The following is a 17,077-nucleotide window of genomic DNA, read 5'->3' on the forward strand; positions in this document are numbered from 1 at the left end:
GAAATCAGTAGCCGGTCTGGGTTACAGTACCGGCACAACCTCAGCCTGCATTAGAACTTATAGTTTAAGCCTAACAGGAAGTTACGGCCAAAGCTCTGATACTGAGTGACCTGACGTGGATCACCTGGGTTGTTCTGAATGGTTTTCTCATCTGTTAAGTTCTGGCCTTGTAATGACACGCGCAGACCGTCCAGTGCGTCTATACCTGACTCACTGAAGTCGTAACCGATCTGTGCATCCCACAGCTCGCTACCCTGATCCACAGTAGGAGCCAGACTTAAGCTGATACCACGGGTTTCAGTGGCAAACTGGTCACGTTTAGTACCAGAGACACGAACCTCGAAACCTGCACGCTCATAATAAGCCGTCAGAGTGTAGATCTCTTCAGATAAACCCGGTACACGGCCACCGTCATCTAACTCACCGTCCATAAAGGTGGCGCTGGCCACTAAACCAAAGCCATCCAGTACTTCGTCGATGATATCAAACGGCACACTGGCCTGAACTTCGTAACCACGGACAAAACCTGTTAAGCCATCCTGACGGATATCCAGACGACCTAAGAAGGTTGCCGGAGGTGCATTAGGCGGTGTTGCCTGGGCTGAAGTCTGGTGGTAACCAGGAATGTAGTAATCAGAGAAGTCATTGATTAAGGTGATATTACGGTGCCAGTTTTTCAGGTCTTTGTAGAAGAAACTTGCCGCAATAAAACCGTTATCATGATAGTAATTTTCATAAGATAAATCGAACTGGTCTGCTTCTAACGGCTTCAGTTCTGAGTTACCGGCATTACCCGCAAAAGCGCTGTTTAACGGATCATCATCCAGAATGTTGGTGTCATTAAAGTTAAAGGTCACCTGACTGTTTGGACGTAAGTCATCCATACGTGGACGGCTCATCACTTTAGACACAGCAGTACGCACAAACTGACTATCTGCAACTTCGAAGCTCAGGTTCATGCTTGGTAACACATCAGTGTAATCCGCGCCACCTGATACCGGCACTGCGTTGGTGTAACGGTCGCTGCCTGAGGACGCGTTAAAACCAAAACCTTCCTGATCAGATTTGACAATTTGTACACCGATATTACCCGTCACAGGGATAGAGCCTGCGTCTGTATTAATATCTAACATACCGTACAGCGTGGTGATCTTCTCATTGATTTCGTAAGTGTCACCAAAACGACCATTTTCGAGGAAAGCTGCATCGGTAGCGATGTAATAGCCGTTGTTGTACAAGGCTAAGCTGTCATAGGCCAACACGCCGTTGATACCCACAAAACTTAAATCGGCTACACCTAATACATCAGGAATAGCGTCTGAGTTTGGCCATACGTTCGCAGTCAGATAAGCACCGTTGTTGACTTTGCTCTTGGTACGATCTTTGTAGACCACACCAGTTTCCAGACCGGTGAAAATACCCCACTCCACTACGCCATTAAATTGCAGACGTACGCTGTCCAGCTCTTCTTCAAAAATAGGTTGGTTTACGAAACCGTCCTGAGCTGTTGTTGGGCCATAACCGTCGCCTGTGTTTTGGAATGCCGGAACCGGAGCTAATGAGCCACCCCAGGCTTGTGGACCAGCTAAGCGAATGATAGAAGGGTCAGTCAGATCAACAGTAGCTATAGTTGGATGGGCACCAAACATAGCGCCTGACGGAGTCATTACCCATGAACGGGCCGTGATAGGTCTATTATCCGGGCCTAAACCACCGGCACGACCTACACCTGAATAACTTTCTACGTCGGTGATGGTTTTATCAACTTTACCAGTTGACAGATCCAGCTCACTGGTCCAGTTATCATTGATATTGTATTCCAGGTTCAGACCGAAGGTTTTCAGATCAGCATCCTGTTCACGGGCGTCATTTCGAATCACGGAGAAGAAACCGTCGTGGTAAGCCGCAGTAGCTAAACCATTCTGAACTTCAGTGATAGTGTAAGCACCTGTGCCCCACTCAGCCATACCTTCTTCTAAACCACGACGCACGTCAGTTTCGTTAAAGTCGATATAAAGCGCATCAAATTTAACTTTTAAATCGTCGCTGGCATCGTATTCCACAATGGCAGCAATAGAATCACGTTCCAACATAGCGGAACGGGTGAAGGTGTCATGACCACCAAGAATGAATGTATCATCCGGCACTGTGACGCCAGGCGCACCTTTTGTCGTTGCAGCTTCAGGATAACCCCAACCGCGGAATTGTTGTTCCTGACGCGGAGATTCGATAGAAGACAACACCAGGGCAAAACCCAGTTTGTCGTCCACAAATTTATCAACATAGTTGATTGATGCTTTATGACCGTGGTCATCAAAATCCGGGTTGCCGGCTTCCTGATCGTTTTGTTCGTAGTTCAGGTTAACAACAAAGGTATCTTCTGCCGTCAGAGGACGTACAGTTTGCAGGTCTACCGTACCGCCAATACCCTGCGCCATCAGTGATGCATCAGGAGTTTTGTAAACCATAGCAGTAGAGACTATTTCAGATGGGTACAGGTCGTATTCAACACCACGGTTGTCACCCATACCTAATAATTCACGACCGTTTAATGAGGTGCCCACGTAGTTTTCGTTAAAACCACGCACAGATAAACCACTGGTACGGCCGTTACGACGCTCACCGGCTAAGCCAGGTAAACGCGCTAATGATTCTGCCACGCTAGTATCCGGCAGCTTACCTATATCTTCAGCTGATAAGACCTCAACAATGGAATTTTCGCTCATCTTCACAGCCTGAGCTTTTTGCAGACTACCACGGAAACCTGTGATACCGATGACTTCGATTTGTTCTTCTTTGGCAGGTGTGGCTTTGGAATCTTCGGTCTGTTGTGCGTAGCTGTACGAACTGACGCCAGCAGTCGCAATAGCCATGGTGAGTATGCTTAACTTAAATTTATTCATGCCCTTATCCCCGGATTTGTTTGTTTTTCTGTTTCAGACTTATATCTGTCTGGTAATCGATACTAGTCTGACCTTACTAGTTAAACTTATCGCCGCCAATGTTCAACATGAATACGTATTCACCTCCTATGTTGACGCCCCTTTGCAGGGCATTTATGCAATTTTGCATGCTATTGGTGCAAACATCTTGCTGAATCGCCTGATTTATTTGAAGGAATGGACCAGAGCTTACGCCCTAACTTAATGCAAACTTAGCTCAGTTCATCAAAGTTGCAAGTGGGTATGCATTCAGCTTTGCATAGCTGCGGAATCAAGACGTTACAGTGCTGTGGTCTGGCCGACCGCTCAGCGGCTCAGTCTGCTGCAGCCCGATACGGCCAAAGACCATAAAAAAAGGCCGTTATCTCTAACGGCCTTTTTTGCTACAGAGTTTGGTGTTATTCGACTTTCGACACCGTCAGTACAGGTGCAGCAGTATCTGTTGCATCTACTGCAAACTGATAATTTCCTGCCTCGTCCAACTGCAGCCGTAAATCGGCACCCGGCGATTCAAGCGTTTTTGCTGTACCAAGCGTGACATTAACGTCTGCACCACCACCAAAGTTCACGGTCGACCAGTCCGCAGAAGCGACTTTAAAGCTCTGTGCTCCGGTTCCCAGGTTTAAGGTAATACTGTAAATGTTAGAGCCTGCGTACTCAAACTCATTGGTTGTGCCCCAGTCACCGCCAACGCCACGCAGATACACCGAGGTTTCGCCATAAGGCACATACTCAGTGACTGTCAGCACAGGAGCTTCAGGATCATTTGCATTCACGCTGAAGGTATAACTGGAGGTTTTTGGAATAGTGATCTTCAGGTTTGAAGCGCCACGAGTTAAGGTTTTGGCTGTGCCCAAAGCCACTTGTTGATCCGCTGAACCGAAGTCCACTGTAGACCAATCACTGGATGCGACCTTGAACTCGTAGTCGCCCGCATCAACTGTAATGGTTGCGCTGTAGACGCCTTCGCCTTCATAGGTCATCGCATCAGTTTCGCCCCAGCCATTCATACCACCGCGCACATAGACTGTAGTTAAGCCGTAAGGAGCTATATCAGGCGCTCCCATAGTGGCGTCTGCTTTTAAGCCTTCTCCCTGATCGCCATTCTGCACTTTTACAAAGACTGCTGCAGTATAAGCTGGCACAGTGAAGGTACCTTCAGTGGCCGCCTCATCAAAGCTGGCCTCCCGCACCACTGCGTCCACAGAAGCCGCCTGAACAGGGTGCAAAGTAAAGCCTTTTGCTGTAGGTACTGTATGAGATTGCTGTTGCGAGGTGCCATTGATCACCACCACCACTGCGTCATGCTCAGGGTCCAGGTCGGTTAAACCAGTGCCATCGTCTATGCTCATGACAATCAGGCCTGCTGTCATATTACGGCCAATATTATGGAAGCCTACTCTGTCTATCACATCCTGGCCTGTAGTTAAACGGAACAGATTTGTACTTTTCCGAATTTGCAGGAACTCGTTAAATACAGCAGAGGAGTATTCAATATCATCTGCAGTAGCTTTAGTGGATGACTTAGTCGCCACCGCGGCTATAGTCGGCCAGTTGGCACTGTTATCCTGAGCCAGAGGCAAGCCTACGTTCCAGTTGTTGGTTTCTTTGCTGAAATCAACAAAGTTAAACCAATCTCCCGAATCGTAGCTGTTACGGTCTAACGACTTAGAGCGCAGCAGATCGTCACCCATTTGCAGGAACGGGATCCCCTGACTTAACAAAGGTATAGCCAGGGCTATACTGTTCACTCTGACACGATTCTCCAGGCTCAGCTCTACACCTTTGTTATGTAGCTCTAACTGCAATTTATCCCAAATCGCTTCGTTATCGTGTTTCGAGACGTAGTTAATGATGTCCGCAGGGTCTTGTGCATAACCAGCAGCCTGACCATTCCAGGTCACATCCGATGCCGGACCTGCAATACCGCGATAATCCTCAATCACAAAGTCTTTTAAGGTACCGGCTAAACCAATCTCAATAAAGTTTTGCTGCTGACGCTCTCCGTCTTCGGCTATGCCGGTAAACAAGGCTGCGCTGCGCACGCTGTCACGGATTCTGTCGTTAAAAGTACCAACCTCAGTCCCTGCCATATTAGCCTGACGTGCTTGCTCGAATAAACGATCATCGGCCACTTCGCCAAAGTTCCAGCCTTCGCCATAGAAGTAGGTATCAGGATCAACAGCAGTGACGGCATCACGAGCAGCTAAAATGCCAGATTTTGGGTGGTGGCCCATGATATCAAAGCGGAAGCCGTCAAAGCCGTATTCACGAGCCAACAGAACCAATGAATCTTTGACAAATTTATCCATCATCTTGTGTTCAAGTGCGGTATTTTCACAGCAGGTTGAGCGCTCAATGGTGCCTGTGGTCGGGTTGTATCTGTGGTAGTAACCCGGAACCACTTTGTCAAACACTGAGTTATCAAACACAGCAGATGAATTAGTGTGGTTGTACACTACGTCCAGTACCACTCTCAGCCCCATCTCATGCAAGGCTTTATTCATCGCGCGCATTTCTTTGATCCGGGCCACCCCCTCAGCGCTGGAGGCGTAACTACCTTCAGGTACGTTAAAGTGATGAGGATCATATCCCCAGTTAAAGCCGTCTGTGGCGCGCATATCATTCACTAACTGCTGAGCCAGTTCACCCGATGGCTGGTAGGATTTCAATAAGTCGATCAGCACTGTGGCATCGTTTTCGACGCCACAGACTTTGGCGTTGGCATTAACCTTACACAAATCGCCGACTGTATCTGTGATCTCGACACGTTTAGTGACATCTTCATTGACTGTGGCCATGTCTGTGGCTGGCAGCATATGGAAATGAGTCACACCACTTTCAGCCAGCTTTTTCAAATGCTGCACTGGTGCACTGTCCGTTTCGGTGAAGGCCAGATATTTACCACGGTTGGCTTCACTGACACTGGCATCACGAATGCTGAAGTCACGAATATGGCCTTCGTAAATCACAATATCTTCCGGATTTTCAACAGTCGGAATAGTATGAGTAGCCCAGCCTTCAGGCTTCAGATCCTCGTCAGCTAAATTGACAAACTGGCTGAAACGGCCATTGGTCGACACACTGACAGAATAGGGATCTGTGCTTTCGATAGTTTCGACTTTTTTCGTTGCCGGATGGTAAACCTTCACTTCAAAGCGGTAGAAACTGCGATCGAGATTGGCTTTTGTGCCGCTGTAACTCCAAATCCCTGTGGTGGTATCCAGACTCATAGCCTGAGTCGACGTCAGTGTTTTTGCCGCGTTATAGAGTTTTAACGCCACACTTTGTGCCGTCGGAGCCCACACAGCCACCTTCACTGTATCGCCTTGATAGCTGACCCCAAGAGTCGCTTCATCCGCATCCGCTTCAGCTTTGGTATACAAGTCATCCAGTACTTTGGCTGCTTGCACATAACTGGCGGCGGCTAATTTATTTTCCGCATCATACGCAGCCAAGACCAACTGATTTTTCACAACAGACTTCGCTTGATCTGCGGTCAGATTAGTTCTGAATGCAGGCCAGTCGGCAATATGTGGCACCAGAGCTTTTTGCTGCTCAGTCAGTTCTGTTGGTTCTAAAGCCAGAGTCTGACCATTTAGCTGATCATCTGCATCGATTTCCAGATCAGCGGTAGCGGAATGATGTAACTGCACTTTACTGGCAATAGCGCGATCGACGTTCCAAACAAAGGTATTACTATCCAGCCAGTGCGCCGCTGAATTAGCGATGGAAACGCCAAGAGATAATAAAGGGAATTCGAATACCGAGTTTACGCCAGAGAACGTAAAATTCATCCGGGCAAATTTTTCATCCGATTTCGGTCCCAATGGCATTTTCTGATCGCCACCGCCCATCTCTTTACCGGCATCATCAGTACCTATGTGGATAATGAAATTACCGCAAGCACCTTCAACCCCAGCGACACCGTCTTTTAATTCCAATATCCAGTAAGCACCATAATTCGGATCAACGCCATTGTGCACCAGACCGTTGTCCCAGGACGCCGCCAAAGAACTGTCTTTATAGGCAGAACAGGCATCGTTGTTCCAGGTATGTAAACGATACCCTTCATAGTTACCGTCAGCCCGCTTATAAAATAAGGCGGCCTGGCCTGCAGCCGGAAAAAAGATGGGCTCAGGCGCATTCGGATCGACCCCTACAATACAGGTCTCGTTTTTCGCATCAGGCACTGTCGGTGCTTTACATTTGATCGGTGGAGGATCGATACAAGCTGTACCCGCCGCATTAGGAATTTGTGGCACATTACAGGTCAGCAATTTAGTGCCACCGTCCACTGAGTCTTCGCCCCCACCGCCACAAGCGGCTAGCGTCAGCGCAGCCAGCCCCAAAAGGACCAGCTTTAAGCTATGTGTTATCTGAAACATAAGTCGTGCTCCAATCAATTCTTGTTATGAGCACCCGTTCATCAACTGGGTGCTAAATTCATCACCCAGGGTCAGAACGTGTAGTTCGCACCCACAAAATACTGGCGGCCAAAAAACTGGATAGTGCCGGTATTTGCCTCTTCACCGAAGTAACTTTTTGTCGGCTCGTCTGTCAGGTTATTGACCTGGAACAACACACCAAAGTTATCGTTGATTTGATAAGAGGCCTGATAATCGATCACTGTCTCGCCATCAAAGTTTACGGTCTGAGCTTCAACCGCCACCTGCTCAGAGACAAAATTGTCGCGATAACGGCCACTGATACGGGTTTCAAAGCCCTCGTATTCCCAGAATACTGTGGCTGTCATGACATTTTTCGATAAGCCAGGTAAGGTGATATCAATAGTTTGGGCACCTAAACTGACCTGCTGTTGGATTTCGCTTTCGGTATAGGAATAGCTGCCGCTAAAACCTAACCCCTGCCAGAATGAAGGTAAAAACTTCAGTACCTGGGTGTAAGCAATCTCAGCACCGCGGATATAACCACCTTTGTCGTTATTCACTGCCGTGGTGTAATTACCCGCTGTGGTAGCCACCGGAGGTAAACCATCCGGATTGCCAGGTTCTGTGCCAGGCACGTACTCTGGAATAGGGAAACCGGCAGCCGCGAAATCGAAGTTCGCAATAGTGAAGGTGTTAATAAAAGACTCTATGTCTTTGTAAAACACCGCGGCAACAAAAGCCCCATCCGTTTCAGTAAAGTATTTCTCATAAGAAATATCGTACTGAGTGGCGTAAAATGGCTTTAAAAACGGACTGTTAGAACTGGAACCATTCACCTGACCTGTCAAAGCATCTATGGTGTAACTGGTATTGGACGCCAAACGATCAATAGGTGGACGCGACATCACTTTGGCCGCTGCAAAACGAATTTGATCGCTGTCAGTAACCGCAAAGTTGAGGTTCAACTGCGGCAGATAATCTCTGTAGGTCTGACCAATAATACCGGGTTTGTAGCGGGTGTTGACTAACCCTGCCGCGTCGGTAATATTTTGTGCACCTAAAGTCGCATCACCGCCGACATCGGTTAAATCCGAAGCGTACTGGTCGGTTTCCACCATACGCACACCTATATTACCTGTCACCGGAATAGAAAAGATTTCAGTGTCCAGATTGGCCATCACATAAGCGGCCATCACATCTTCATAGACTTCACCGCTTTGCAGCACAGACCAGGCCGTATCAGGACCGCCAGGCACTCGCTGTGATGGCAAAATACCAGCATTTCCGGTGCCCCAGGTTTGCACGGGTTGTGGAATACCTTGTGGGAACCAGGCGTTCAGTGCTTTATCCAAATCAATCGCCAGGTAACTGGGGAAATGAGAAAAATTACCGCTGAAGTTCACCACATCCACCATGTCCGCAGTCAGACGCAGTGGCGGCTGCGAGCTTAAAAAAGCACCGTCTGAACCGTACTCAAACACCTGACGATCATTGGAGTACTCACGCTCCGAATAACGCACCCCGGCCTCGATTGAACTGACCACCGGATTATCCAGCTCATATTTACCATCCAGTTTGTAGGCGTTGACCTCATCCGAGTTGATATAGGGGTAAATACCGTATTTACTGACCATCACTCTGTCGATATCAGTAAAAGCAGCTTCCTGATTAAACCCCACATCAGGCAGGTTTAAACCATTCAGCAAATAGCTGATCGACACATTGGTATCCAGTACCGGATTGGCCACAGTGGCGTCTTCTGCTACTAAAGACCACAACAGACCGTTTTTAAATACGCTGTCTGCGGAGGAATGAGAAACGTCAAAGTTTAAAGTCAGCTCGTCTGTTGCCTCGAAATCAACATTAAAGCCAAAACTTTTCACTTCATCGTTATCTGTGTTGTCGTCATTGACCAGTTCGACCCTGGTGTTACCGTTGGTTTTGCGGTTAAAAGTACCACCAATCACCAGATTATCGTTGATCACCGGATTACCGATAGCGGCGCCATCGCCTTCCAGTTTTACCCTGAAACCACGGGCAAAGGCTTCAGTATCAAACTTAGATAAAAAGGCATCGGCCTTGACGGTTAGTTTATCTGTTGGGATCCACTCAAGTGCAGCCATATAACCGTTACGGGTTTCTTCACCGCCACGGTGCTGCATTTCAAAGCCTTCGCTGATCAGCTCGTTTGGCTCTGCTTCGTCTATTCCATCCACATCAGCCTGTTTGTTATATGCCAGGCCAACAAACTGAGTGGACACGCTGGGCTGATACAAACGGGCAAAACCAAAAGCCACACCTAAGGTTTCATCTAGAAACTTGCCCTGATAGGACAAACTGAAACGGTCGCCTGTCTCCTGACCATTGGGGATCTCATCTGCCCTGTCGTTGTACATGCCCCGGGCGTTGACAGTGAAATTATGAGTTTCTTTGGCTTTTAGCGGGCTGGCTGTTTTTAACTCGACGGTGCCGGCTACGCCACCTTCAATCAATGACGCTTTTGGCGATTTATACACTGAGGCTGAGGAAATCAGCTCGGACGGATACTGATCAAATTCGATATTGCGCTGGCCACTGGTAGACACCTGTTCGCGGCCATTTAAGGTAGAAAATACAAAACCACCGGCCATACCACGGATATTGATTTCAGACGCCTGACCACCGGTACGAACTGCAGAAATACCAGGGAGTCGGGTCAGCGCGTCGGCCATAGACACGTCTGGTAAAGCACCTAAATCGTCTGCGGAAATCGATTCCACCACAGTGTCAGCGAAACGTTTGTCGTTCAGTGACTTAATTAAACTACTGGAGAAGCCTTTCACTTCAATGACTTCCACTTCTTCTCTGGTTTTGCTGGTGTTCGAACCAGCGCTGACTTGTTCTTCCTGTTGTGCGAGTTGCTGGTTTGCTTCTTCTGCGCTGATGCTGCCACTAAAACCTGCAGCAGCAATAGCAAGCGTCAGCAAACTATGCTTATAGTTTGACATGCCTCTTGTCCCCGATTTGGATTGTTATAGGTCTTTTCTGAACAGCCACAGCATAAAAAGACCGGAATTATTTAGAATGTTCCGAGACTATTTATTGACCAAGCTAAAGCCGCCCACAACATGAATACGTATTCATGATCGAACCTTGGTAACAAACTGGTGCAAAAGGAAAAAACTGCTCCACTTTGGTGCAGCCGGATCAATGAAGACTATGTGTTTTTCACACCATCGGCAGGATTGGTTCACAAGCTATGTTGCTCAACGCCGAAAGCTGTGCGGCAACGGTTGTGTCAGTGTTTCGCGCTTGATGAACAGACTACAACTGCTGGGTCTCAGCATTAACGCGGCGTGGCTAACTCAGCACGCTGTTGGTAGAACACTGCTTCGGCTGAGCGATTTTGTTGTCGTAACATTGCTGCGGCCAGGGCATTGAGCTGTTGATGTTGTGGTAGTGCATCGGCCAGGATCAGGGTAGTTTTCAGCAACATCGCTCTGTCCTGACGCTGCTGGTACCCTTGATAACTCAGCTCCAGCATTCTGATCCAAGAGATTTTGCCGTGAAAATAATCCAGTCCCAATTGTTGTTGCCAGTCTTTGGCTGCAGGCAAGACCAACGGCTGAGGTTGCGGTACAAATGGGTAATCAGAGGTGAGCTGCAGAATACGGGCTGCTCCGGCGAATTCTTCGGCAGGCAACAGCGGGCGCTGCGCCCACGCCACCTGCGGCTCAATCACGCGTTGCCAGCGGCCAGCAAACTGCTGGCGCTTGAGTTGCTGGTAAAAGCTATCTGCCAGTATAAAATAGCCCTGCACATTGGGATGCAGATGCTCAAGCATCAGCGATTTGCCAACCAGCCCCAGCGCCGACTGGCGAATAAACGCCTGCTCAACATCCACCAAAACAGCACCATAACGAGCGGCCAGTTGACGGATCTGCTGGTTGATGGCCGATGGAGCCCGGAATCTGAGTTGATCAAAGTCTTTGGCTCTGGTTAACCACAGTAAAGCTTCAGAGTGTTGTTGTGTTTTACGGTAGTATTGCCCCAGCTCATAACTTAAAGCGGCATGGTGTTGCGCATTGGCCATCTGCTCCAACTGCTGTCGTATCTCTGGCCACTGAATTTGACTAAGCATCTGCTGCTGTTGTGCCGTCAATGCTTCACTGACAAAAGGTGGCTGGTCGGCAATATTGCTGGCAATAGTGGCGATATAGACTGCAACACCTGCCTGCTGATACTTGTCCAATAACAGACTGAGATTCTGCTCAAACTGCTGCAGGCCGGCATGATACAAGTCAGAATCAAAGGCTATATGCTGACCTTGCGCTACTCTGGCCATCAGAGTGCGCCCCGTATCCTGCTGCGTCTGGGGAAGTTGCCATTGCTGGTACAAATCCTGAGCGGTCTGGAAAGTTGCTAATCGCCTGAGCTTCATGTAAAGCAAATTAAAGGCCGCCGAATTACTGCTGCTGTAGCTCGACCCAACACCAAGCACGCCAAGGTATTCGTTGTGACCGACATAAATCAACACTGCATCAGGTTGCTGCGCAATAATTTCATCAGCAAAATCTAACAGCGCAAAGCTATTGACCGCTGACATAGCAGTGTTAATCACCTCCACCTTGCGCTCCGGGAAGGTGCGTTTCAGACGTTGGTCCAACATTCCAGCTAAAGAAGCCCCCAAACCATAAGGGTAACCCGCCGTGGTGGACTCCCCCTGCACGACCAGACGCAAGCCGTTATCAGCTTTGGTTTTCAGAAAAAAAGTAGGTTCGACTGTTACATGAGGAACAGCGCTGCCAGATGGGAAATAGCGTTTAATCACATCGGGTCGGGTGAGTAGGTAGTCGTCAGCGGCTGGGTTTGCAATAAATAATGGCCAGCTTTGGTGCAAACCGCCCCAACGCAAACCATATTCAAGCAACAGAAAAAACAGCACTGGTACACTCAAGGCAATGCCACGAAACAACCATAACTTCATTCAGACCTCTGCTGATATTCAAAAGCCGCTATCCGCTGTAGCTACTATAAGGAATTAAATAATAAGTTTGCCACTTTAGCGGCTTCAGCCGGTGAATACCAGTTGTCCGGCGATACATCAGGCACCAGCTCAGGAGGAGACTCAGAACGCTGAATCAGCTCAGGGTTAGGTGTCTGCTAACCGCTTGATACCAGACTCATGTTGTAGTTAGCCTTTTTCGCCCCGGCTTGCCCCAGACAACAAGGCAGCGGCCACACTGAATGACTCAGAACTGATATTTACTCCTTGAATAAAGGCGTCATTTTGCGCAGAGTAGAGCGCATTCTGCTGCACTCAAGCTGGATTGTCCTCTTGCCCGCGGCAGCGATAAAGACCTGATTTTACCAAGCGGCCCTGGTTTTCGCCGCCATGCCTGACCATCAAAGATTTGGATATAAAAACAAAAACATGGCAAAAATTCTTGGAATATCATGCTATTACCACGACAGTGCCGTGGCATTGATGATCGATGGAGAAATTATAGCGGCGGCGCAACAAGAACGTTTTAGCCGTATCAAACACGATCCGGCTTTCCCGACAGAGGCTATCTCCTATTGCCTCGCACAGGCACAACTCAGTCTGGACCAACTGGACGCTATTATTTATTACGACAAACCTCTGCTGAAGTTTGAGCGTTTGCTGGAAACTTATCTGGCGATGGCGCCCAAAGGTTTGCGCTCGTTTTTAAAAGCCATGCCGGTGTGGCTGAAAGAAAAACTCTATTTAAAAACTCTGTTACGCCGCGAACTCAAGCAATTTTTAGCTGAAAAAACCGCTTTACCTAAGCTTTTATTCAGTGAACATCATCAGGCCCATGCCGCATCTGCTTTTTACCCCAGTCCTTTTGATGAAGCGGCAGTGCTGTGCCTTGATGGAGTGGGTGAATGGGTCACCAGCTCGATCTGGCACGGCAAAGGCAACGAACTTACCCCGCTGCTGGAGCTACATTTTCCACATTCCCTGGGATTGTTGTATTCGGCTTTTACCTATTATTGCGGCTTTAAAGTCAATTCAGGTGAATACAAACTGATGGGATTGGCGCCTTATGGCAAGCCATCTTACGTTGATATGATTTACCAGCATTTGCTCGATGTAAAAGCAGATGGCAGTTTTTGTTTAAACATGGCCTATTTTGATTATGAAACTGGCTCATGCATGACCAACCAGAAATTTGCCCAGCTCTTTGGTGCTCCCGCTCGCAATGCCTCGGAACCACTTGAGCAGCGCCATCTCGATTTAGCCCGTTCGGTGCAGCAAGTCACGGAAGAGTTAGTACTGAATATTGCCCGCTACGCTCAGCAGATAACAGGTAGCACCAATCTTTGTCTGGCTGGTGGCGTAGCGCTGAACTGTGTAGCCAACGGTCGTTTGCTCAGGGAAGGCCCCTTTGACCAACTGTGGATCCAACCTGCAGCAGGCGATGCCGGTGGTGCTTTAGGTGCGGCTTTGCTGGCCTCTTATCAGTATTTTGCGCTACCGCGGCAAGTTAATCCCACGGATAGTATGCAAGGTGCTCTGCTGGGACCTGAATTCAGTCCTGAACAAATTCAAAGTTATCTGGATTTAGAGGCGTTGCCTTATCAGCAACTCAGCGCAGAGGAACTGCCCCGGGTGACAGCTCAGCTATTGGCCGACCAGGCGGTCGTCGGTTGGTTTCAGGGCCGGATGGAGTTTGGCCCCCGCGCTTTGGGCAATCGCTCTATTCTGGCGGACGCCCGCAGCCCACAGATGCAAAAAGTGATGAACTTAAAAATCAAAAACCGTGAATCCTTCCGGCCTTTTGCCCCTATAGTCACAGTTGAAAAGATGACCGATTATTTTCAGTTAAGTCAGCCTAGTCCTTATATGCTGCTGGTTGCGCCGCTGCAAACTGAATTACAGTGGCCAGTGGATTCGGAAATACAAGGCCTTGCACAACAGCAGCAACAGCACTCAGCTTTACCTGCTATTACCCATGTGGATTACAGCGCCAGAGTGCAAAGTGTGGATAAAAAGCAAAACCCCTTGTTGCATCAGGTACTGAGCGAATTTGAGCAGCTCACCACTGTGCCGGTACTGGTCAATACCTCTTTTAATGTCAGAGGCGAACCCCCAGTCTGCGCTCCAGAGGATGCAGTACGAGGCTTCTTAGCAACAGAAATGGATTATTTGTTGTTAGGACCCTTTTTACTGGATAAAAAAGCGCAAGACCCACAACGCATCGCCCTGGCTAAACAAACAAAATTTGCGGAGGATTAATGCGCAGTTTATCAGCCACAAGGACGGATCATCAGCTATTAAAGGCTTTTGCTTACAGCTTGAGCTGGGCTTTCCCACTGGTATTTGGCCTGTTATTGCCCTGGCTGTTTTCCTATGCCTGGCAACTTTGGCCACTATTTGTCAGTGCCAGCTTACTGGCACTTGCCCTGCTGCACCCGGCCTGGTTGTACTACCCCTACCGACTCTGGATGGCGATTGGTATGACGCTGGGCTGGGTCAATAGTAAAATCATTCTAACCTTGCTGTTTTATCTGCTGTTGACCCCGCTAGGTGTAGTGCTGCGGTTACTGGGCAAATTACAGTATCAACGCAAGCTGAAACCAGACCAACCCAGCTACTGGCATAACAGCCAGCCAAGCGACAGATCTCAATTGGAGAAACCCTTTTAATGCTGGAACTGCTCAAAGACTTATGGGACTTTTTAAAAATACGGAAAAAACTCTGGCTGATGCCTATAGTGTTGGTGATGGTATTGCTGGGCGCTTTAGTAGTAGCCAGCCAGCAATCGGCTTTGGCGACTTTTATTTATACGGTGTTTTGAATAAGCGGCTACGGAATGACTGGGCCCATCATATGCCATAGCAGCCAGCAACAGCCTGGTGACAGCGCACTTTACCCGCTAAAGCACTGCTGTTACCAGATTAACCAGCGGGGCCTCACTCACAAGGCCCGGCCTCTTTGTGCTGCTTATACCCGATAAGACGCAGCCTGCTGCTGCAAACGAGCGGCCAACTGAGCCAATGAGCTGCTGGCATCAGCACTATGAGTCGCACTGCGGGTCATTTCCCCTATGCTGACACTAAACTCACTGATATTTTTATTAATATCTTCTGCCACTAAGGTCTGTTGCTCGGTTGCAGCCGATATCTGTACATTCATATCTACTATGGTGCCTACCGCAGATTTAATATCCTCCAATACTGCACCAGCCTCCTGTGCATTCACCACACTGCTACTGGCATAGTGGCCGGATTGAGCCATCGCCTGCACAGCTTCGCGCGCAGAAGCCTGCAAAGTGTCAATCATCACACGGATAGACTCAGTCGCCTTTTGGGTATTGGTGGCCAGAGTACGCACCTCATCGGCCACTACTGCAAAGCCACGGCCTGCTTCACCCGCTCTTGCCGCTTCAATAGCGGCGTTTAATGCCAGCAAGTTGGTTTGCCCGGCAATCGTCTGGATCACCGCCAACACCGCAGTGATTTTCTCTGATTCTCCATTCAGTTGCTCTATCACCTGACTGGCGCCGTTGACCACTGTGGATAACTGCTCAATCGAACTGACATTCTGAATCACTTTCTGATAGCCCTGCTGGGTTTTCTGATCCACGTCGTTGGCTTGCTCTGACGTCGCTAAAGCGCTGTTGGCCACTTCCTGTATCGCGGCCGACATTTGATTGACTGCAGTTGCGATTAAATTAGCCTGTTGCTCTTGCTCAAAAGCTGTGCCGCTGACCTGAGTGCTGATCTGACTCATCTGTTCTGAAGCCGCCGCCAGTTGTGAAACCGCATCCCCTAGCTCGGTAAAAAACTGATGGACCCGACTGATGGTTTGATTAAACGCAGCCGCAGTGACTGCGATTTCGTCCGAACCTGTAATTTGAGCCCGAATTCGTAAATCAGACTGATCCCCCACCACAGAAATGGCTTGTTGCAGTTGATTCAGTGGGTTGTGAATAGAACGATAAATGATCCAGGACAAGGCGGCTAAACAAAACAACACCAGCAGCAAGGCGGTGACAAAAAGTTTCAGAAAAAACTGATACTGCTCTGCGGCTGCCAGTTTAAACTTTTCAGTCTCCACCAGTTGGATATCAATTAAAGCCGCCAGCGACGCACTCAAGGGATCGGCCAATTGATACAGCTCTGCATTAAAGTCTTTCGCACTGCGCTTGAGCAGTGAACCATCGCTGATTTGTGCCTGATACTGTTGTAACTGTTGCTTGAAAAGCAGCATTTGTTGTTTAGCTTTTTCTGCCAGACTGGCCTCTTCACTAGTGAGGGTTGTGGCAAGGTAAGCCTGCCAGACCTGATCCGCCACCTGCCCTTGCTGTTGTAACTGCCCCACAGCTTCAGTAGCGCTGAGCAACTCGCCCCGGTACTTATGCAATACATCCACCGAAGTTACAGCATAAGCATCTGCCACCTGCTTGATTTGTTTCAGCGGCACCACACGGTCATCATAAATACTGGAGGCTCCGTCACTTAAATGCCCCATTTCTCTGACCGAGATCACACTAATGGCAATTAACACCAGTAATGGCACACAAACCAATAGCAATAAGCGGATTTTAACCGACATTTGATTTAACATTAGGATGAACTCCTTAACAGATCAGTAACTTAGCGGCTGCACTTTCTTATTGAGCATAGCCCAAAACTGACAGGTTCAAAGGATTCACTGAAAATCTGATGCGATTCAGTGGTTGCCTTTTGACTGGCTTTTCTGGATCATCGCAATAGCCCCTCCATTTAAAGAAA

The 17,077-nt window shown here is 48.6% G+C and carries 8 protein-coding genes; 3 read left to right on the forward strand and 5 right to left on the reverse strand.

Annotation, left to right across the window (positions count from 1 at the left end; translation table 11 throughout):
- Nucleotides 1-50 precede the first annotated feature (50 nt).
- The 4 genes from SD53_RS17100 to SD53_RS17120 form a co-directional block, all read right to left on the reverse strand.
- Complete coding sequence (locus SD53_RS17100; RefSeq protein WP_046521398.1) at nucleotides 51-2,903, reverse strand: TonB-dependent receptor; 2,853 nt, start codon at nucleotides 2,901-2,903, stop codon at nucleotides 51-53.
- 437 nt (nucleotides 2,904-3,340) lie between these two features.
- Nucleotides 3,341-7,330, reverse strand: coding sequence for a pullulanase-type alpha-1,6-glucosidase (pulA, locus tag SD53_RS17110; protein WP_046521400.1), 3,990 nt, complete (start codon nucleotides 7,328-7,330; stop codon nucleotides 3,341-3,343).
- Nucleotides 7,331-7,401: 71 nt separating this feature from the next.
- Nucleotides 7,402-10,320, reverse strand: a complete 2,919-nt coding sequence (locus SD53_RS17115; protein ID WP_046521401.1) for a TonB-dependent receptor — start codon at nucleotides 10,318-10,320, stop codon at nucleotides 7,402-7,404.
- Nucleotides 10,321-10,658: 338 nt separating this feature from the next.
- The gene (locus SD53_RS17120; protein WP_046521402.1) at nucleotides 10,659-12,299 is read right to left on the reverse strand and encodes an SGNH/GDSL hydrolase family protein; all 1,641 of its coding nucleotides are present in this window, start codon (nucleotides 12,297-12,299) and stop codon (nucleotides 10,659-10,661) included.
- A 447-nt stretch (nucleotides 12,300-12,746) separates the two neighbouring features.
- Here SD53_RS17120 and SD53_RS17125 point away from each other — a divergent pair, with 447 nt between their 5' ends.
- The 3 genes from SD53_RS17125 to SD53_RS18760 are packed head-to-tail and all read left to right on the forward strand — an operon-like array spanning nucleotide 12,747 to nucleotide 15,138.
- Nucleotides 12,747-14,576, forward strand: a complete 1,830-nt coding sequence (locus SD53_RS17125) for a carbamoyltransferase family protein (protein WP_046521466.1) — start codon at nucleotides 12,747-12,749, stop codon at nucleotides 14,574-14,576.
- Entirely contained in the window at nucleotides 14,576-14,986 is a 411-nt protein-coding gene (locus SD53_RS17130; protein WP_046521403.1) for an SxtJ family membrane protein, read from the forward strand. Before SD53_RS17125 ends, SD53_RS17130 begins: the two co-directional genes overlap by 1 nt.
- Nucleotides 14,986-15,138: a DUF5989 family protein gene (locus SD53_RS18760; RefSeq protein WP_173425708.1), complete on the forward strand. Its 153-nt coding sequence runs from the start codon at nucleotides 14,986-14,988 to the stop codon at nucleotides 15,136-15,138. Before SD53_RS17130 ends, SD53_RS18760 begins: the two co-directional genes overlap by 1 nt.
- 146 nt (nucleotides 15,139-15,284) lie before the next feature.
- Here SD53_RS18760 and SD53_RS17135 read toward each other — a convergent pair whose 3' ends face one another.
- Complete coding sequence (locus SD53_RS17135; RefSeq protein ID WP_046521404.1) at nucleotides 15,285-16,910, reverse strand: methyl-accepting chemotaxis protein; 1,626 nt, start codon at nucleotides 16,908-16,910, stop codon at nucleotides 15,285-15,287.
- Nucleotides 16,911-17,077 lie beyond the last annotated feature (167 nt).

The sequence above is a fragment of the Rheinheimera mesophila genome, assembly GCF_000986865.1.
GTDB classification, from domain to species: domain Bacteria; phylum Pseudomonadota; class Gammaproteobacteria; order Enterobacterales; family Alteromonadaceae; genus Pararheinheimera; species Pararheinheimera mesophila.